Here is a 17889-nt window from a genome sequence, read left to right on the forward strand (position 1 = left end):
GGAATCGGAAATGGTAAGAAGCGGAGTGCCCGCGAGCGCCCCGCTTCCCGCAAGCACCTTGCTTTCTGCTTTGCCTATTCCCTATTCCCTATTCCCTATTCCCGCGATTGGCCCCCAAGGCGACCAATCGTGAGACACGTCCTCCCCGGCACGCTGGCGGCGCGCGGCATGGCGCTCGGACGGGCGCGGCTGGTGCAGCCGAGCCGCTACGCCGTCGACACCCGGCCACTGGACGAGGGCGAGGTCGAGGAGCAATTGCAGCTGCTGCACCGGGCGCTGGAAACCGCGCGGCAGGAACTGCGCGAGTTGCGCGGCAAGCTGCACGGCGCGCTGGCACGCGAGGTCAACGAGTTCATCGACGCGCACAGCCTGCTGCTGGACGATGCCGAACTGCTGCGCGGGCTGGACGACCTGGTGCGGGTCGGCCGCTACCGACCCGGCGCGGCGCTGAAAAAACAACGTGACCGCCTCGCCGCCGTGTTCGAGGCGATGGACGACCCCTACCTGCGCAGCCGCAAGGAGGACGTCGAGCAGGTGATCAACCGGGTGATCTCCGCGCTGCAGCGCCAGACCAGCCCGGAGGAACGCAAGCTGGCCGCCCGCGTCGGCGAGATCCTGATCGCCGACTCGATCGCCCCCGCCGACATGGCGCAACTGGCCGGCGCCGGGCTGCTCGGCGTCGTCGCCAGCTCCGGCAGCGCCTACTCGCACAGCGCGATCCTGGCGCGCAGCCTCGGCCTGCCGATGCTGGTGGGTACGCGCGACGCGCTGGCCGACATCCACGACGACGACCTGATCCTGCTCGACGCCGAGCGCGGCGAAACGGTGGTGCATCCCACCGCGCAGGACCTGTCGCGCTACCGCGCCTGGCAGCGCCAAGCCGCCGACGAAGGGCGCCGCCTGGCCAAGCTGGCCAACGCGCCCACGCGCACCCGCGACGGCGTCGAGATCGCCCTGCTGGCCAATGCCGAAACCCCCGCCGACGTGGCGATGGCACGCGCCCGCGGCGCGGACGGCGTGGGCCTCTATCGCACCGAGTTCCTGTTCCTGCGCAAGCGCGCGCTGCCCTCCGAGGACGAACAGTTCATCGCCTATCGCGACCTGGTGATGGGCATGGGCGGCCTGCCGGTGACGATCCGCACGCTGGATCTCGGCGCCGACAAGGCCGACGCCGCCGGACTGACGCTGCGCGGCGAGGACAACCCCGCGCTCGGCGTGCGCGGCGTGCGCCTGTCGTTGCGCTACCCGGCCGTGTTCACCACCCAGATCCGCGCGATCCTGCGCGCCGCGTGCTACGGCCCGGTGCGCGTGCTGGTGCCGATGGTGACCCAGCCGGACGAGCTGATCGCCGTGCGCACCCTGTTCAAGCTGGCGCGGCAGGAGCTCAAGCGCGAGAACATCGACCTGCCGGAGAAACTGCCGCTGGGCGCCATGATCGAAGTGCCCGCCGCGGCGATCAACGTGCGCGCGCTGCTGGAACACAGCGACTTCCTCGCCATCGGCACCAACGACCTGGCCCAATACGTGCTCGCCGCCGACCGCGGCAACGATGCGCTGGACAACATCTACACCCCGCTGCAACCGGCCCTGCTGCGCCTGCTCTCGCACGTGATCGGCGCCGGCCGCCGCGCGAAGAAGCCGGTGAGCCTGTGCGGCGAGATCGCCGGCGACATCAGCTTCACCGCACTGCTGCTGATGCTCGGCCTCAACGAGTTCAGCATGCACCCAAGCCAGATCCTGCAGGTCCGCGACCGCCTCGCCGCGCTCGACCGCGCCCACCTGCGCCGCCATGCCGCAAAGCTGCTGCGCGCGCATACCCACGAGCAGGTGGCGGCGACGTTGAACGCCATCCTCGCGAACGCTGCGCCCTGTTAGGCCGTATATGGATCGTGCGTCGCTAAACCAAGCAAAAAAACTCGCCTACCGCGATCCCGAGGTCGCGCTTCGGGAGCTCCGCGAAATCGAACTCTCAGCCGTCAGCTTGGATGTTTCTCCACAAGTGCGGCATCTACGCACGAACGATCTCAAGGGGCCGCGTGAGTATCGTCAAGCTGCGCTGTTTAGCCTAGGCATGTCGCATAACCTCGGCCTTCCGGTTCGCTTCTGCCCTATCGAAGCATCCGACTACGACTTCATTGCAACGTGGCAAGAGCAAGAGGTAAGACACTTCGCTCCGGTTCAACTCAAGGAACTTGCCCCAGAATCCCTCAATGCCACCGCCACGGTTCAGGACATCGTGGATGGGCTGGCAAAGTACTCCTCCAGCTCGCTAACGGTTGGCGTTTTCCTGAACCGCCAAGGATCGTTCGTACCGCAGGACCTGAAGATCCCACCGCTCCGCATTGGTGCCCTGTGGTTTATTTTCGCAACCGCACCTGATCAATCGGAGTGGGTGCTTTACGGAGATGTTTTGGGCCAATCACATGCAACCACTTTTGCGTATCCGGCCTGACAATTCGTTCAAGCCGAAGCCGCTTCGCGGCTCGGCTTAATTCAGGCGATGCCTGACTCCGACAGACCCCGACGACCGGCTTAGGCCGGGCAACGCCCGCCTGCTCCCTTACGCGACGACAACGACCAGAGCCGAAATCAGCGGGCAGCATCTCCTCTACAGCTTCTCCAGGAACGCATCCAGCAACGCGCCGCGATATTTCTGCCGGTGCAGGAGCAGGGAGAGTTTGCGGCGCAGGTCGAGGAAGGGGGTGCGCAGGGCCTTGAGGTGACCGGCGGCGACGGCGTCGGTGATCGCCACGGCGGGGAGGCAGGCGATGCCGAGGCCGGCGACCACGACCTGCTTGATCGCCTCGATCTGGTCGAGTTCCAGCACGGTTTCGCCGGGCGGCAGTTGCGAGAGCACGCGTTCGCTGGTGGCGCGGGTGGCCGAGCCGGGTTCGCGCAGCACCCAGCGCGCGCCGGCGAAATCGGCCGGTTTCAGGCTGCGCTTGCGCGCCAGCGGATGGTCCGGCGGCGCGCAGACCACCAGCAGGTCGTCGCGCCACGGCCGCACTTCTAGTTGCGGGTGGGTCACCGGGCCTTCGACGCAACCGATGTCCAGGCCATGGTCGAGCATGGCGGCGGCAATCGTCTCGGTGTTGGCCACGCGCAGGCGGATCGCCACCTGCGGGTTCGCGCGCACGAAGGCGCCCAGCAATTCGCCGACGCGATAGTTGCCCACCGTGTTGCTGGCGCCGATGCGCAGCTCGCCAGCCAGCGCGGCGCCCTCGACGCGCGCGCGGCGGCCGAACTCGGCGTGGCGCTCCAGCAGTTCCTGCGCCAGCGGCAGCAGCTCGCGCCCGCGCGCGTTGAGGTGCAATCGGCCGCGCTGGCGATCGAACACCGGCGCGTCGAGTTGGCGCTCCATCTCGGCCAGCGCCATGCTGGCCGCGGGCTGGGTCAGGTGCAGCCGTTCGGCCGCCGCGCGCACGCTGCCCAGCACGGCGACCTGCACGAACACATCCAGTTGGCGCGGGCTGATGTTGACCATCAAGGCATCTTATACACGGAATCAGAAGTTCAAAGTTCTATTGATGGATGGCCGGGTCGACAATGGCGGCTTCCCGCGGAGTCCCTGATGAACGCCTCGACCGCTGCCGTCCCCCGACCCTCCCTGCGCAGCCGCGCGCCCGGCCTCGCGCTGGCCGTGGCGATCGGCGTGCTGGCGCTGCTGCTGGGACGCTGGGTGCCGCTGATCGGCGGGCCGGTGTTCGGCATCGTGCTGGGGATCATCGTGCGCAACGTGTTTGCGCCTGGCGCGCGCTTCACCCCGGGCATCCAGTTCGGCGGCAAGCAGGTGCTGCAGTGGTCGATCATCGCGCTGGGCTTCGGGCTCAGCCTGACCCAGGTGGCGAAGACAGGGCTGGAATCGCTGTGGGTGACCCTGATCACCATGAGCATGGCCTTCCTCAGCGCCTGGGCACTGGGGCGCTGGCTGGGCGTGCACGACAAGCTGAAGATCCTGATCGGCGTGGGCACGGCGATCTGCGGCGGCTCGGCGATCGCGGCGGTGACCCCGATCATCAAGCCGGACGACCACGACACCGCGTTCGCGATCTCCACCATCTTCCTGTTCAACGTGATCGCGGTGCTGCTGTTTCCGCTGCTCGGCCACCTGCTGAACCTGTCGGATCTGGGCTTCGGCCTGTGGGCCGGCACGGCGATCAACGACACCTCGTCGGTGGTGGCCGCCGGCTACAGCTACAGCCATGCCGCCGGCGACTACGCCACCATCGTCAAGCTGACCCGCGCCACGCTGATCATCCCGATCTGCCTGGTGCTCGCCTTCGTGGTGGCGGCGCGCGAGAAGCGCCAGCACGCGCAGGCCGGCGACAGCGTCGGCTTCAGCCTGGCGCGCATCTTCCCGTGGTTCATCCTGTGGTTCGTGGTGGCCTCGGGCATCCGCACGCTGGGCCTGGTGCCGGTCGCGATCCAGCCGGCGCTGCACATGCTGGCCGAGTTCATGATCATCGTGGCGCTCACCGCGATCGGGCTCTCCGCCAACCTGCGCAAGATGGTTTCCAGCGGCGCGCGGCCGATCCTGCTGGGGCTGGGCGTGTGGATCGCGGTGGCGGTCAGCAGTCTGCTGGTGCAGTTGCTGATCGGGCGGCTCTAGCGGTTTTTCGGGATTCGCTGAAAGGGATCGCCCGCGAGCGGGCTCCTACGGTCCCGCGGGCGGCCGGCGGCGTTGCAGGTCGAGGCCACCCCTTAGCTTGAGGAACCGGGCTCAGCGCTTGTCCAGCGAGTACTTGCCCGGCCCGGTGATGCTCAGCAGGATCAGGCCGCCGACGATGCTGATGTTCTTGTAGAAGCTGATCATGCTCAGGTAGTGGGCCATGCCTTCCATGTTCCAGTAGCGGTGGCCGATCAGCGCCGCGGCCAGGGTGTAGAGGGCGAGCGCGAGTGCCAGCGGCCGGGTGTAGAAGCCGAGCACGATCAGGATGCCCACGACGAACTCCATCAGCACCGCGATCAGGGTCAGCAGCCCCGGTAGCGGCATGCCGGTGGAGGTCATGTAGGTGACGGTGGCGGTGAAGCCGGTGAGCTTGTCCAGCCCGAACTTCACGAACAGCACCATGAGCAGGATGCGGGCCAGCAGGATCAGCTCGTCTTTGCGATTCGCGAACAGGTCGTAGCGCATGGTTTCCTCCCTCGCCGTCGGCGTCATCAGCGCAGCGCACCTTCGCGCTGCGGACCAGGCTCGCCGCCGCACCGTGGCGCATGCGTGGACGCCATCCACGCGATGCCCGGCGAGGCCCCTCGCGGTCATCCTACGCCATTCGATCGAGGTGTACACCGGTGCCGGGACGACCATGCGTGGCTCCGCGGCGATGTTCCGGGCCGCTTTCCCGCGCGGGGAAAGCGGCCCGGGCGTCATGCGCCCCATCAGCGGGCAGGGTTGTAGGTCAGCTCCGCGTCGCGGCGGTCGATGTGCGACGATTCCTGTTCGATCGTGTCGCCGAGCGTCTTGCGCAGGTCGGTGGCGCCGTCCTTGCCGTACACGCTTTCGACCATCTTCCACAGGCTGGGATTGGCGTCGGCACCCAGCTCCGCCCAACTGGGCGAATAGCTCACCACCATGAAGTCGGGCGCGTCGGCGCCGCCGTCCATGACCCGCACGAAACGGTAGGAGTAGGCCCATTTCGATTTTGCGGCGGCCGCGGTGATCTTCTTCACTGCATCGGTGAACGCCTTGCCCTTGCCGTAGCCGGACTTCAGCTTGAAGTAGGTGATCTCCATGAGGTCGCCTGACATGCCTTTCGATGCGCTGTGGCTCATCTCGGCCTCCTCCTGGATGAAGACGCTGATCTCGCCCTTGAGGTGCGGATTCACCTCCTGCTGGAAGGTCGCGTCGCAGGCCTTGCCCTGCGTGCGCATCACGTCGAAATCCGCCCAGCTGACGGGGTCGGTGACATACGAATAGGCGTAGACGTCGCCGGTCTCATGGGTCAGTGCCGTCCAGGCGTACTTGAAGCCGTGCTCGGCCAGGCACTTGTTGTAGCTCTTGATGCCGGCGAGATACGCCTGCTGGCTCGCCGGTGCCACGGTGTCGGTGTAGATGCGCGAGACTTTCGCGGGCGCGTCCGCCGCGGCTGCGCCGCCCATGGCCAACAGCAAACCCGCAGACAACACACTCAGTGCAATGCCTTTCATGAGTCCTCCCCGCAGGGTCGAAAACCCTGCCCGCATGGTGTCGGGTCTCCCCCGCCACGCCTGTGGCGGCGGCCCAACCGCGCGAGTATGCGCGCGCCACCTGGCCGCCGGCGGGCGCGCGGCAGAAAATAAATTCCGGGAAACGGGTTCCTCGCCGAGCGTTGCTGGCGCGGAACATGCTACGCGGCGATGCTCGCCGCGGGAGGCTTACCCCCGCCCCTGCTCCACCAGGGTCAGCGCCACCTTGTCGCGCAGGTACACCGGCAAGGCCTGTTCCGGAGCCAGCACATGGCCGGCTTGGAACTCGCGCAGCGCCAGCTCGGCGACATGCGCCGCCTGCGGATAACGCAGCCCGTCGGCGGAATGCAGGGTGCCGCTGAGGCGCTGGCTGATCGCGGTGGCGTAGGTCGCCCAGCCCGTGCCGACCACCTGCCAGCTGGTGGCTTCCGGCAACACCAGCGTGTCGGCGGTGCAGATGCGTTCCTCGTCCAGCGCGAGCAGGCCACCGCTGCCGTCGCGGCGATAGCTGGCGGCGTAGATCTCGCCCATGCGCGCATCGATCACGGCGAGGATCGCGCTGCCCTCCTCTTCCGGCGCCTCCAGCGCCAGCGCGGCCAGCGAGGAAATGGTGACTACCGGGAGATCCAGCGCGAGGGCCATGCCCTGCGCCAGCGACACGGCCAGGCGCACGCCGGTGAACGCGCCGGGGCCGCGGCCCACCGCGATCGCGTCCAGTGCGTGGCGGCCGATACCGGCTTCGGCCAGCAGCGCGTCAGCCATCGGCAGCACCAGGTCGGTATGCCGGCGCGGCGCGATTTCGCTGCGGGCGATCAGTTCCTCGCCGTGGATCAGGGCGACGGAGCAGGCTTCGGTGGCGGTTTCGATCGCAAGCAGGTTCATGATCGCTCCATGATAGCGGCTGGCGGTTCGCCCGACGCAGGGCCGCAGGCATACCAGTCGATGCGTCGGGTCAGGAACATCATCAGGCCGACCACCGCCAGCAGCACCAGCGCGCCGACCAGCAGCGCGTACTGCTCGGCGGCGATCAACCCGTACAGCATCGCGTAGATCAGGCCGAGCACGCCGCCGAGCAGCGCGCCCGCGCGCCGCGCGCGCAGCACCGCCATCGCATAGCCGCCCACCAGCAGCACCACCGCCGTGGCGGCCAGGGCGTAGGCCGGGCCGAACCCGATCTGCTCGGACAACGCCAGCAACACCACGTAGAACGTGGCCAGCGCCGCGCCGACCAGCAGGTATTGCACCGGATGCACGCGCAGCTTCTTCAGCACCTCGAACAAGAAGAACGCCACGAAGGTCAGCGCGATGAACAGCAGCCCGTACTTCCCCGCACGCACGTTGCGCTGGTACACGTCCACCGGCTGGTACAGCTGCACGCCGAAGCTCGACGCCGCCAGCGCCGCGTCGATGTCCTCGCGATCGGTCCAGTGCTGGCCGTAGCTGCGGTTGAGGTCGAGCAGATGCCAGCGTGCGCTGAATCCGGTGGCGTCGATCCTGTGTTCCAGCGGCAGCGCCGCGCCGATGAAGCTGGGATCGTTCCACGGCGCGTGCATCTTGACGTCGGTGCTGCGCGCCAGCGGCAGCCATTGCAACGCCTCGGTGCCGGCGAGCTTCAAGGTGATCTGCACGTCGACCGGCTGGGCGCCCAGCGCATCCAGGTCGATCGGCACCACCACGTTCGGCCACGGGCCGAGCCGCTCGGCGGAGGATTCGAAGCGTGCCGGCTGGCCGTTGATGCGCAGCTCGCTCACTTCCTGCAGGCCGCGCAGGTCGGCCAGCGCCAACCGCAGCTCGGCCTTGCCGGCCCGCCACGGCGCATCGCTGGCGCGGCGGAACTGGGCCAGATCCTGCGCGCGGAACTGCGCAGCCAGCTTCACCGTGGCCACGTACACCGGCGCGCTGTAGATGCCGTAGCTGCGTGTGTCCACGCTCATCGCCACGTCCATCGCCAGCGTGTCGGCCAGGATGCTTTCGCTGCCGGCCTGCCACTGCGGCGTGGTGGCACCCGCCGGCGTCACCTCGCGCAGCGTCGGCACCACCAGCAGCGGCCCGCCCAGCACCTGCTTGCCGCCCCAACCCTGCGCGATCTGCGTGATCGCCGTCGTGCGCAGCTGCTGGCGCTCACTGACCAGGCCACGCACTTGCAGCAGCGGTATCGTCATCAGCAACGCCAGCAACCCGACCCCCAGCACCTTGGCGGTCACTGTCTGTGTCCACTTGCCCATCGCATTCGCTCCCCGTTGGCGGAGCGTCGATCACACCAGTGCGGGCGGCCTTGCAGCGGGCGACGGCGGGCGGGATGCGGGCCGAGTCATGGCATCGCGGGGGAGCCGGCAGCCACGATGGCGGCGCGCAACTGCCGATAGCCCTCGACCAGCCGTGGACCGGGCCGGCCAAGGTAGGCCTCGCTGATCGCATGGATGCGGTCGTGCTGCACTGCCGGCACCTCGGCCCAGTCCGGGCGCCCGCGCACCTTGTCGGCGCGGTAGTTCTCCACCTTCACGCCGCACCAGCTCATCACCACGATGTCGGGGCGCTCGGCCGCCGCGTCGGCATAGTGCAGCGGCACGCTGCGGGCATCCACCTCGCCCCACGGGTTGATGCCGCCGGCAAGGTGGATGATGTCGTTCACCCACGACTGCCGGGCCACCGCGATCACCGGCTTGGGCCACCATTCCACCAGCACGCGCGGACGCGCGCCGGGCACCTCCGCCGCCGGCATCGCCGCACGCATCGACGCCACCAGCGAGGCGCCGCGTTCGACCACGCCCAACGCGGCGGCGATGCGCCGGATGTCGTCGTACACGTCATCCAGTGATTGCGGATCGCACACCAGGGTGGCCAGCCCCGCCGCATGCAGCTCGGCGACCACCTGCTCGTGCCCCGGCACGGTCAGCGAACTCAGCACCATATCCGGTTCCAGCGCCTGCACCGCCTCCACGTCCAGATCCAGATCGCGCCCGGTACTGGGCAACCGCGCCACCACGTCGGGCGGGTAATCGGAATCGGCATCCACGCCAACCAGCTGGTCGGCGCAGCCCAGCGCGCAGACGATCTCGGTGTTGGAGCAGGTGTGGGAGAAGATGCGCATCGGCATGCCGGCCTCGGGAACTGCCGCAGTGTGGCGCAATGCCTGCTTGCGAGCCAAGGCGTGCCTGCCGGCCTTGCTCGGGCCGGGCTGGCTTCCGGCAGGCCGAAGGCGAACGAATCCATCGACAGCACGCTGCAGGTCATGCCGCCATCGGCCGGAAGCGATCGCCCGAACGTGCGCTGCGGGCGAATCTTGCGCCGCTGTCCCCGCGTGGCGATTCGCAATTTCCTGCATGTTTTTCTTGCGCCGGTGGCCGCCGATCGGGTGCGCCCGTGATGGCCCGGTGATATTCCGCGGGCCGCTCAAGCGCCTGCGGCCTTGCACGCGAGAGACGTATCGCCGGCGTTTGATGGACGTCAATATCGCGGGCATCCGATCGGCAAAGACTGCCCCCGTATCCAGCCATCACACTGGAATCGTGGGGAGCATGTCATGAACGCTTGCCGGAACAGCCTCATTGCGAGCCGGTTCACTGCCTTCGCCCGACCACCGCGCTGGATCGCGCTGATCGCGCTCGCATGGCTGGGGATACCCACCCCGGCATCGGCGGTGCCCTCGTACGCGCGGCAGACGCAGCAACCGTGCGTAGCCTGCCATGTGGGCGGCTTCGGGCCGGAGCTGACCCAGTTCGGGCGCCAGTTCAAGCTGATGGGCTACACCATGAAGGTCGGCGAGCAGACCGACGTGCCGCTTTCGGCGATGCTGGTGGAGTCGTTCACGCACACGCAGAAAGCCCAGGCGGAAGCTCCAGCCAAGGGCTTCGGCACCAACGACAACACCGAGCTGCAGCAGGCGTCGGTGTTTCTGGCCGGGCGGTTGAGCGAGCACACCGGCGTCTTCGCGCAGGCGACCTACTCCGAGAACGGCGGCCTGCTCGGCTGGGACAACGTGGACTGGCGCTATGCGCGCATGTTCAGCCATGGCAAACACAGCGGCATCTGGGGCATCTCGGTCAACAACAACCCCACCGTCAGCGACGTGTTCAACACCGCGCCGGCGTGGATGTACCCGTACATGTCGGCGGATCTGGCGCCCGGCGCCCCGGCTCAGCCGATGTTGTTCGGCGGCCTGGGCGGTCAGGTGATCGGCGCCAGCGCCTACGTGCAACTGGACGGCGCGTGGTACCTGGAGGCTGGCGGCTACCGCTCGCTGTCGCCGGCGTTCCTGCGGCACGTCAATGCCGGCTACGACGGCCGCCTGAGCGGGGTCACGCCATACACGCGGGTGGCCTACACGTGGAACCTGCCCACCGGCAGCCTCTCCCTCGGCGGGTTCATGCTGGACATGCGCCGCGGACTGGCTGGCCCGAACGCGGTCGGCGACGCGGTCGCGCTGCCCGGGCCGACCGACCGGTTCCGCGACTTCGGCGTGGATTCCAGCTACATGTACGCCAATGGCGACCACGTCGTCACCGTCGACGGGCTGTACGTCCACGAGAGCCAGCGCCTGGATGCCACCTACGGCGATGGCGGATCGGACCATCTGCACGACACGCTGCAGTCGCTCAACCTCAAGGGCAGCTACTGGTACCGCCACACCTACGGCGTGACCCTGGCGTCGTTCGTCGACAACGGCAGCAGGGACGTCACGCTCTACGGCAACGACGGCTCGCCGAACACCCAGGGCGAAAGCGTCGAGTTCGACTACCAGTCCGGCTCGTGGCATCAACCCTGGGCCAACGTGCGGCTGGGCCTGGAATACACCTGGTTCAACCGTTTCAGCGGGCGCGTGCACGGCGTCGACGGCGCAACGCGCAACGCCAGGGACAACGACACGCTCTACTGCTACGTCTGGCTGGCGATCTGAGCAGGTCGGCCCTGGCGAAAAACCCGGCCCCGGCTCACGGACTTGCCGGACAGGAGTCCGGCAAGCGCCAAGCGGGGCGGCCTTCTCTTCTGGCTGCGGTTCTCCTGGCCGCGCAAGAGAAAAGTGACTCGGTCGCCGAAGACGATCGACCGCTCTTCGCGTTGGGGTGTCACGAGCAAGAGCATCGCGCACAAGGTGCGCTCCTGCGGGCACGCGGGAACGCCCATGTCGGAAACCGCGATGGTGAACGTGATGTCCGCGACGGTGACGGAAAACTGCCGGGCAATGCCCGCGCTGCTCCGGGCGCATCCGGAGCCGCTGGATGTTTCCATCCCCTTAGACAGGCTCACACGATCCCCGTGCGCATGTTGATGGGCCAGGTCACCGGCCGTCGCGTTTCCGGATCGCCCCAGCGCGCGGCCAGCTCCGTCGAGAAACGCTCGATCAGCTGGCCATGGCCTTCCTTCACGGCATGTTTCACGGCCGACCAGGTCGCGATGTAGCCCATGAGCTCGCCGAGCGACCACGTTTTCCGTATCGCCATCGCGGGCGGCGGGAACTCCGCGAATGGAAAGTCGAGGTCCGCGTAGCCGCGGTCGACCAGCTGCCGTTCCGGCGGCCAGAAGCGGCCGATGCCCTCGCGGTAGAAGCGCAGGAAGCACGCATCCAGCTCCTCGTCCAGTTTCGGCACGCCGTAACTGACCAACGCCAGCAGGGCGCCGGGCCGGGCGATGCGCCGGACCTCGGCATGGAACGCGGGGAGGTCGAACCAATGGGCGGCTTGCGCGGCAGTCACCAGGCTCGCGCTGCGATCGGGCACGGGCAGGTGTTCGGCGGCGGCCTGGGCATACCGCACGCGTTCGCTGACTGGCGCGTGTGCGATCTGGTCGACGCTGGGATCGAGGCCGAGCACAGCGTCGAAGTGCGCACCGAGCTGCGCCGTCAACTGGCCGCTGCCACAGCCGACATCGACGGCAAGGCGGGTGTCGGGCGCGGCCTGCGCCAGGAAGGCGGCCAGCGCCGGAGGGTACTCCGGGCGGAATCTGGCGTAGTTCTGTCCACCGGCCTGGAACCAATTGGCGACGTGATCACCTCGTTCAACGGACATGCGTTTCTTCCGGGTTAGTGCATGGGCCTCGGCAGGCGCCTCGCAAATCCATGCTGCTCCAGCGCGTGCGCCATGTCTTCGCGCACGCGCAACCTAGGGTAGACGGTTTGTGTTTCCAGCGCGTGGATGACGTGCCTGAAGCCGAACCCGCGGGGCACAACCCCGTGCAGTCATCGCGCGTATCGCGCGGGTGACGCGCCACCCAGCGCATATCGAAACCGGGTCACCCCTGCCCCATGCGCCCGCGCCGTGCGGCGTCGCGGCGCAGGCGCGGCGCGCCCGCGCGGCATGCAAGGCCGTGGCACACGGCTTGCTCATCCATCGTCATGGCGGCATCGCGAATCCGATGCCGGCCATCGCCGTTCCGCGCGTCGCGATCGCACCGATGCCGCGGGACGGGCGCCACCACACACCTGTCTTCAGCCAAGGCTTCACGGAGATCACGATGGCCAGTCGCAACGAAAAGGAAAAACCGCTGGATCTGACAGTCACCTTTGTCGGACTCGATGATGGACAGCAGCCGCCGCGCTTTGCGGCGTACAAGGTGGACGTCAGCGGCCGCCCGATCAGGAAGCTGGGCAGTTACGACGGCAAGCTGTTGCGGCTGGACCCGGGCGAGGCCAGCGCGATCGCGTTCGGACCGGACGTCGAGGATTTCAGGACGCTGCCGACGGACAGCCTGGCGCGCTACCGCGTGGCGCAGCAGGTCGACCTGTGGCGCAAGCAGGGACTGGTGCTGGGGCCGGATATCTGGAACCGCTTCCACTTCCGTTTCCAGTGCGTCAGCGGCACCGTGAGCAAATGCCGGCCGTGGTTCTGGGACCTGCTCGACGATATCCGGCTGCAGCCGATGTATGCGCTGGCCCAGGTCGCGCGCATCAAGCCGATCACTGCGGAGCTGCGCCCGCATCTGCGCTTCCCGCTGCGTTGCGAGACATTGTGCGACGGCGTCGTGGAGATCTACGAACGCGAATGCTGTTGCCGCTGGTTCCGCATCCCGGACCTGCTGGACCGGTTGCGCGAGATTCTCGCGGTGCTGCCGATACCGCTGCCGGACCCGATCCCCGACCCGATCCCCGGGCCGGACCCGGCGCCCTTCGACCCGCGCTCGCTGCGTGCCGCGGCGCGCGACATCCAGCAGCGCAAGGCGGCGTTCGATCTTGCCGCCACGCCACCGGAAAACCTGCACCAGGATTTCCTGGCGCTGCGTGCGATGCCGGAAGATGCGGCGCGCGAGTACGTGCTGGCGCGCCCGTACCTGTACCCGATCTTCTGCCACTGTTCGGTGCGCAAGGTCGGCGAGACGATGATCCAGCCTGGTGGCCGTTTCGACCTGTGCTACCTGCGCCCGCCGTTCCACCTGGCGCGCGAGCATTGCGTCACGACCTACGCCTACCGCGTGCGGCAGATGATCAACGGCGCCTGGCACGTCGTCTACGACGGGCTGGCTGCACACCAGTATTTCGCCGCCGGCAGCACGGCGGACATCCACAGCTACGATCCGCAGGCGCGCGTCTGCGCCGACGGCCCGGGCGAGCCGCCGCCGAACGGCAACCTGCCGTTCGTGATGCTGGAGCACGTCGGCAGCTATGGCAGCTTCCACTTCAACTTCCCGGTGCAGACCGGGGTGTCGCAAGTCGGCGCGCTGGATGCCGACGACGGCACCTTCACCACCTCGTACGCGCCGGACTGCCCGTGGGGCGGCGGGCTGGGCCTGCGCCTGTGGTTCTCGCCGGAGCTGGAGCCGCTCGTGAAGTACTACCGGCTGAAGGTGTTTGCGCTGAGCGATGCCGGCACGCCGGTCGGTGCGCCGATCGTGCTGAACGACTCGGTCACCTGGGACAAGCTGGTGGACATTCCCGGCGACGTGGTGCGCGCACCGGAACTGCTGGGCCCGGCCACCGTCGGCGCGGAAAGCGACCTGTTCAAGGTGCCGTACTGGAGCTCTCCCGACCACCGCTACCTGAGCGGGCAGTTCCACCAGGGCTGGAACACGGCGCAAAGCCAGTTCCCCGACGGCAAGTACATGCTGGTCATCGAAGTGTTCGATGCCGCCGGCAACCGGGTGAAGCCGAACGGCGCAAGCGGGCCGGGCACGGCGCAACCGTTCGAATTCCGCCGCTGGATGTCCGCGGTGGATACCGACCCGGTGCCGTTCGCCGACGCGGCGCACGTGTTCTGGGTGGACAACACGCCGGTGGGCGGCGACATTGTCGACCTGCGCAAGAACGGCGTCGCCAACACCAGCCAGTGCCAGTTCATGACGGGCCCGGCGGCGAGCACCTTCGCCATCGGCTTCCGCGCCTACCACCTGCACGGCGTCGAGCACGCCGGCAACGGCGACGGCAATTCGTTCATGTGGCACTACGGCATCGGCTGGCAGCGAGGCCTGAACGGCAACAGCGGTGCGCTCGGCCCGGCACCGTCGGGCGGCAACAACCATACCGACGTCGGCGAGACCGGCGGCGCGGTGTCCTCCGGCAGCGAGACGTTCCAGACCATGCTGACCGACACCACGCAGGTGCCCAGCGTCGTGCTGAGCAAGTGCACCTTCAGCGTGACCCTGCACGTGTACGCCAAGCACTTCACCGGCAGCGGCCGCATCCAGGGTTACGACTATGCGGAGACGGCCTCGTTCGCACTGGAGATCACCAGCTGACGGCAGGCCAAATGGAGGCAACGGCATGGATGCCGCCGTTGTGGCTGCGCACAAGGTACTTGCGCGATATCGGCAAGCGCCTGGCGCGCAGCCTTCTTTTCGCTCCAGACGTCCGGCCCGCCACCCTTCAGGCCGGCTTTGCCATTTCGCGCCGCTGCCGCGACGCGACGGCAACCTCTCCCGGCCATACCGGATAGAAGGCGACCCGGCCGCCCCTGCAGGCGAAAACCCTTGCCTGCGGACCGCGAGCCTCGGCCTGGCAAGCACGGCCACGCTTTCGGCTATACCCTGCCCGGGCGTCGGGCGGCTTGAGCCGCCCGCGAGTTCCCAGGAGGCGCCGCGATGAGCCTGCAGCCGGAAGCACCCCGCCACGCCGCGGCGAAGACGCCGTCCGCGCTGCGCCGGATTCCGGCCGGCATCTGGGCACTGGGCATGGTCTCCATGCTGATGGACACCTCCTCGGAGATGATCCACGCGCTGCTGCCGGTGTACCTGGTCGGCGCGCTTGGTGCCTCGGCGCTCGCGGTCGGCGTGATCGAGGGCATCGCCGAATCCACCGCGGCGATCACCAAGGTGTTCTCCGGCGCGCTGTCGGACTGGCTCGGCCGGCGCAAGCTGCTGGTGGCGATCGGCTACGGGCTGGCCGCGTGCACCAAGCCGGTCTTTCCGCTGGCGAGCACGCTCGGCTGGGTGGTCGCGGCGCGCTTCGTGGATCGTGTCGGCAAGGGTATTCGTGGCGCGCCGCGCGATGCGCTGATCGCCGACCTGGCACCGGCCGAGTTGCGTGGCGCCTCGTTCGGTCTGCGCCAGTCGCTTGACACCACCGGCGCGTTCCTCGGCCCGGGGCTGGCGATCGCGTTGATGTGGCTGACCGCCGACAACATCCCGCTGGTGTTCTGGTTCGCGGTGGTGCCGGGCTTTGCCGCGTTCGCGCTGGTGGTGTTCGGCGTGCGCGACGCGCCGGGCGACCGGGAAAGCAGGCGGGCGCGTTCGCCGTTGTCGCGCACCGAGCTGGCACGTCTGCCGCCGCTGTACTGGGGCGTGGTGACGATCGCCGCGGTGTTCACCCTGGCCCGTTTCAGCGAGGCCTTCCTGGTGCTGCGCGCGCAGGAGCTGGGGCTGGGACTGGTGCTGATCCCGCTGGTGCTGGTGGTGTTGAACGTGGTGTATGCGCTCTCGTCCTATCCGGTCGGCGTGCTGGCCGACCGTTTCGACCACGGCACGCTGCTCGCGCTGGGCGTGCTGGTGCTGGTGTTGGCCGATCTCGCGCTGGCCTTCGTCGGCGGGTTGGCGGGGCTGGCGCTGGGCGTGGCGTTGTGGGGACTGCACATGGGCATGACCCAGGGCCTGCTGGCGGCGATGGTTGCCGACGCCGCGCCGGCCGATCTGCGCGGCACGGCGTACGGCATGTTCAACCTGGTCGGCGGGCTGGCCCTGCTGGCAGCCAGCGTGGTGGCCGGCGCGCTGTGGGACGCGTTCGGCTCGCGCGCCACCTTCCTCGCCGGTGCCGGTTTTGCCGTGATGGCGTTGCTGGCGCTGGTGCCGGTGGCGCGGCAGGTGCACAGGCATCGCCCGGCATCGCACTGAGCGACGCGCCAGCAGCGGGGTCCCGCCTCATGGAAGCTGCACCCGGACGCTCAACGAGCGCCGCCGGACGGATGCTCCGCGGGACGGCCGCGCAGCGCATGTCGCGTGCGCACCGAACTCGCATCGGCGTACCATCGCCGGGCTGATTGGGGGGCCGGCCGCGCCACGCGGGGATGGCCGTTTCGTCACTTGACCCGGGGAAATTCCATGAGCGGAGAATGGCGCAGTGCTGCGGCACAAACCTTTGTGGGCGGTCGAATCACGCAGGTGGACAGCTACTGGCCGGCGAATACATTGGCCGCCGACGTCTTCCAGCTCATCGACGACTGGGATCTGTGGGGCGAAGCGTTCGGCGGCAAGGCAAAGAAGATCAAGGATCGCTGGCGCACGATGCTGGTGCTGCGCAACGGCGTGAAGTCCGCCGGTGGCCTGGTGCGCAAGGTCGGCGGCGTGCTTGGCGGCAAGAGCGAGGCCGGGTTGGGAACGGACCTGCTCCAGGAGCTCAAGGCCAACGTGGTGACCCCGTTGCAGAACCTGGCCAACCAGGCGCCGCTGACGATCAATTTCAGCGCAACCGGCTGGTTCGGCACGGGGCCCGGCTTCGACGAATACATCACCATGTGGGATCGGCATACCACCGATGCGGCGCTGACCGCCAACCAGGACCCGAAAAACCCGGCCCATGTGCGGGCCAAGGCCGACCGTCACGCGCTGTACGGCCAGTTCGCCGACGGCAAGACCCAGGTGGGCGCTGCCGGCCTGGTGCTGCCGCACGTGAAGAAGCAGGGCGGCACCACGGCGCCGGCCACCATGCATTACTCCCCCAACCATGTGCGTGCGCCCGGGGCGGCGGCGGACTCCCAGGTATTTGCGGCGCTGAACTACGGCCGCCGAGTGCATGGCTCCAATACCGAGTACGGCAAAAGCGTGTTCGAGCTGGACGACGGCTTCAAGAAGGACGCGATCTACTTTGCGATGGACACCTTCACACCGGTCTCCAACGGCAGCGGCTTCAAGGCGAAGGGCGATCGCGGCAAGCTTTACCAGGTGAGCTTCAACACGTTCGGCGGCGCCATCCTGCTGGCGACCCGATCGCAGTACCAGGCCAACCCCAGCGCGACCCACCTGGCCAACGCCAAAGCCCTGGTGGCCGACTTGCTGGCCTCCGCACACAACGGCAATCCGCGGCCCGACAGCGCGGAGAACCACCTGCTGATCGAGGCACACATCTTCCGGCGGGTACGCATGGTCCCGGCGCAAGTGCGAGCCGTGCACATATCGCGCGGGGAATGCGGCGCCAACCTCAACGCCGTCCAGACCAACGCCGCGCAGTTCAGCCGGCGCACCGGGGTTCAGGTGGATTACATCGACTGAGTTGCCGCAGGCGAGCGAGCGCTCCTGCCCTCGAATGCAAAAACATCCCGACGCGACGAGGGCGCCCGCCTCCCGGCGGACGCCCTCGCAGGTGCCTCG

General features: G+C 68.2%; 16 protein-coding genes. 8 read left to right on the top strand and 8 right to left on the bottom strand.

The window, feature by feature from the left end; genetic code table 11:
* The first annotated feature begins 129 nt into the window (after positions 1-129).
* Positions 130-1875 (top strand): phosphoenolpyruvate--protein phosphotransferase, encoded by a 1746-nt coding sequence (gene ptsP / locus ACVCL9_RS10285; protein WP_447098205.1) that lies wholly within the window; start codon positions 130-132, stop codon positions 1873-1875.
* A 7-nt stretch (positions 1876-1882) separates the two neighbouring features.
* Positions 1883-2452, top strand: coding sequence for a hypothetical protein (locus ACVCL9_RS10290; protein ID WP_447098204.1), 570 nt, complete (start codon positions 1883-1885; stop codon positions 2450-2452).
* Between the two features lie 156 nt (positions 2453-2608).
* On the opposite strand, the gene ACVCL9_RS10295 is transcribed toward ACVCL9_RS10290, so the two are convergent.
* Complete coding sequence (locus ACVCL9_RS10295; protein ID WP_447098203.1) at positions 2609-3484, bottom strand: LysR family transcriptional regulator; 876 nt, start codon at positions 3482-3484, stop codon at positions 2609-2611.
* 87 nt (positions 3485-3571) lie between these two features.
* Here ACVCL9_RS10295 and ACVCL9_RS10300 point away from each other — a divergent pair, with 87 nt between their 5' ends.
* Positions 3572-4609, top strand: a complete 1038-nt coding sequence (locus tag ACVCL9_RS10300; protein ID WP_447098202.1) for a YeiH family protein — start codon at positions 3572-3574, stop codon at positions 4607-4609.
* 111 nt (positions 4610-4720) lie between these two features.
* Here the strand turns inward: ACVCL9_RS10300 and ACVCL9_RS10305 are convergent, their stop codons facing one another.
* The 5 genes from ACVCL9_RS10305 to ACVCL9_RS10325 form a co-directional block, all read right to left on the bottom strand.
* Positions 4721-5134 carry a DoxX family protein gene (locus tag ACVCL9_RS10305; protein ID WP_395120044.1) on the bottom strand — a complete coding sequence of 138 codons (414 nt, stop codon included), beginning with the start codon at positions 5132-5134 and terminating at the stop codon, positions 4721-4723.
* Positions 5135-5379: 245 nt separating this feature from the next.
* The gene (locus tag ACVCL9_RS10310) at positions 5380-6147 is read right to left on the bottom strand and encodes a hypothetical protein (RefSeq protein ID WP_447098201.1); all 768 of its coding nucleotides are present in this window, start codon (positions 6145-6147) and stop codon (positions 5380-5382) included.
* A gap of 207 nt (positions 6148-6354) precedes the next feature.
* A complete protein-coding gene (gene tsaB / locus ACVCL9_RS10315) occupies positions 6355-7047 on the bottom strand; it encodes a tRNA (adenosine(37)-N6)-threonylcarbamoyltransferase complex dimerization subunit type 1 TsaB (protein WP_447098200.1) in 693 nt (230 codons plus the stop codon).
* Positions 7044-8390 (bottom strand): cell envelope integrity protein CreD, encoded by a 1347-nt coding sequence (gene creD, locus ACVCL9_RS10320; protein WP_447098199.1) that lies wholly within the window; start codon positions 8388-8390, stop codon positions 7044-7046. The genes tsaB and creD overlap by 4 nt, the downstream gene beginning before the upstream one ends.
* 86 nt (positions 8391-8476) lie before the next feature.
* Positions 8477-9262, bottom strand: a complete 786-nt coding sequence (locus ACVCL9_RS10325) for an ABC transporter substrate-binding protein (protein WP_447098198.1) — start codon at positions 9260-9262, stop codon at positions 8477-8479.
* Positions 9263-9316: 54 nt separating this feature from the next.
* Here ACVCL9_RS10325 and ACVCL9_RS10330 point away from each other — a divergent pair, with 54 nt between their 5' ends.
* Both ACVCL9_RS10330 and ACVCL9_RS10335 read left to right on the top strand, forming a co-directional pair.
* Positions 9317-9532, top strand: a complete 216-nt coding sequence (locus ACVCL9_RS10330; protein WP_447099569.1) for a hypothetical protein — start codon at positions 9317-9319, stop codon at positions 9530-9532.
* 156 nt (positions 9533-9688) lie between these two features.
* Positions 9689-11062 (top strand): cytochrome C, encoded by a 1374-nt coding sequence (locus ACVCL9_RS10335; protein ID WP_447098196.1) that lies wholly within the window; start codon positions 9689-9691, stop codon positions 11060-11062.
* Here the strand turns inward: ACVCL9_RS10335 and ACVCL9_RS10340 are convergent.
* Positions 11041-11394: a hypothetical protein gene (locus tag ACVCL9_RS10340; RefSeq protein ID WP_447098195.1), complete on the bottom strand. Its 354-nt coding sequence runs from the start codon at positions 11392-11394 to the stop codon at positions 11041-11043. The genes ACVCL9_RS10335 and ACVCL9_RS10340 overlap by 22 nt on opposite strands.
* A gap of 14 nt (positions 11395-11408) precedes the next feature.
* The gene (locus ACVCL9_RS10345) at positions 11409-12170 is read right to left on the bottom strand and encodes a class I SAM-dependent methyltransferase (RefSeq protein ID WP_447098194.1); all 762 of its coding nucleotides are present in this window, start codon (positions 12168-12170) and stop codon (positions 11409-11411) included.
* Positions 12171-12615: 445 nt separating this feature from the next.
* On the opposite strand from ACVCL9_RS10345, the gene ACVCL9_RS10350 reads away from it, so the two are divergent.
* The 3 genes from ACVCL9_RS10350 to ACVCL9_RS10360 all read left to right on the top strand — a co-directional run bounded on the left by ACVCL9_RS10350 (position 12616) and on the right by ACVCL9_RS10360 (position 17790).
* Complete coding sequence (locus tag ACVCL9_RS10350) at positions 12616-14829, top strand: hypothetical protein (protein ID WP_447098193.1); 2214 nt, start codon at positions 12616-12618, stop codon at positions 14827-14829.
* Positions 14830-15171: 342 nt separating this feature from the next.
* Positions 15172-16416, top strand: a complete 1245-nt coding sequence (locus tag ACVCL9_RS10355; RefSeq protein ID WP_447098192.1) for an MFS transporter — start codon at positions 15172-15174, stop codon at positions 16414-16416.
* A gap of 207 nt (positions 16417-16623) precedes the next feature.
* The gene (locus ACVCL9_RS10360; protein WP_447098191.1) at positions 16624-17790 is read left to right on the top strand and encodes a hypothetical protein; all 1167 of its coding nucleotides are present in this window, start codon (positions 16624-16626) and stop codon (positions 17788-17790) included.
* The last annotated feature ends 99 nt before the right edge of the window (positions 17791-17889 follow it).

Source organism: Rhodanobacter sp. UC4438_H5 (genome assembly GCF_052978405.1).

Bases quoted from the DNA above. Each gene is read 5' to 3' on its own strand.
- ACVCL9_RS10290 (WP_447098204.1), top strand. From the start codon at position 1,883: ATGGATCGTGCGTCGCTAAACCAAGCAAAAAAACTCGCCTACCGCGAT.
- ACVCL9_RS10295 (WP_447098203.1), bottom strand. From the start codon at position 3,484: ATGGTCAACATCAGCCCGCGCCAACTGGATGTGTTCGTGCAGGTCGCC.
- ACVCL9_RS10300 (WP_447098202.1), top strand. From the start codon at position 3,572: ATGAACGCCTCGACCGCTGCCGTCCCCCGACCCTCCCTGCGCAGCCGC.
- ACVCL9_RS10305 (WP_395120044.1), bottom strand. From the start codon at position 5,134: ATGCGCTACGACCTGTTCGCGAATCGCAAAGACGAGCTGATCCTGCTG.
- ACVCL9_RS10310 (WP_447098201.1), bottom strand. From the start codon at position 6,147: ATGAAAGGCATTGCACTGAGTGTGTTGTCTGCGGGTTTGCTGTTGGCC.
- tsaB (WP_447098200.1), bottom strand. From the start codon at position 7,047: ATGAACCTGCTTGCGATCGAAACCGCCACCGAAGCCTGCTCCGTCGCC.
- creD (WP_447098199.1), bottom strand. From the start codon at position 8,390: ATGGGCAAGTGGACACAGACAGTGACCGCCAAGGTGCTGGGGGTCGGG.
- ACVCL9_RS10325 (WP_447098198.1), bottom strand. From the start codon at position 9,262: ATGCCGATGCGCATCTTCTCCCACACCTGCTCCAACACCGAGATCGTC.
- ACVCL9_RS10335 (WP_447098196.1), top strand. From the start codon at position 9,689: ATGAACGCTTGCCGGAACAGCCTCATTGCGAGCCGGTTCACTGCCTTC.
- ACVCL9_RS10340 (WP_447098195.1), bottom strand. From the start codon at position 11,394: ATGGAAACATCCAGCGGCTCCGGATGCGCCCGGAGCAGCGCGGGCATT.
- ACVCL9_RS10345 (WP_447098194.1), bottom strand. From the start codon at position 12,170: ATGTCCGTTGAACGAGGTGATCACGTCGCCAATTGGTTCCAGGCCGGT.
- ACVCL9_RS10350 (WP_447098193.1), top strand. From the start codon at position 12,616: ATGGCCAGTCGCAACGAAAAGGAAAAACCGCTGGATCTGACAGTCACC.
- ACVCL9_RS10355 (WP_447098192.1), top strand. From the start codon at position 15,172: ATGAGCCTGCAGCCGGAAGCACCCCGCCACGCCGCGGCGAAGACGCCG.
- ACVCL9_RS10360 (WP_447098191.1), top strand. From the start codon at position 16,624: ATGAGCGGAGAATGGCGCAGTGCTGCGGCACAAACCTTTGTGGGCGGT.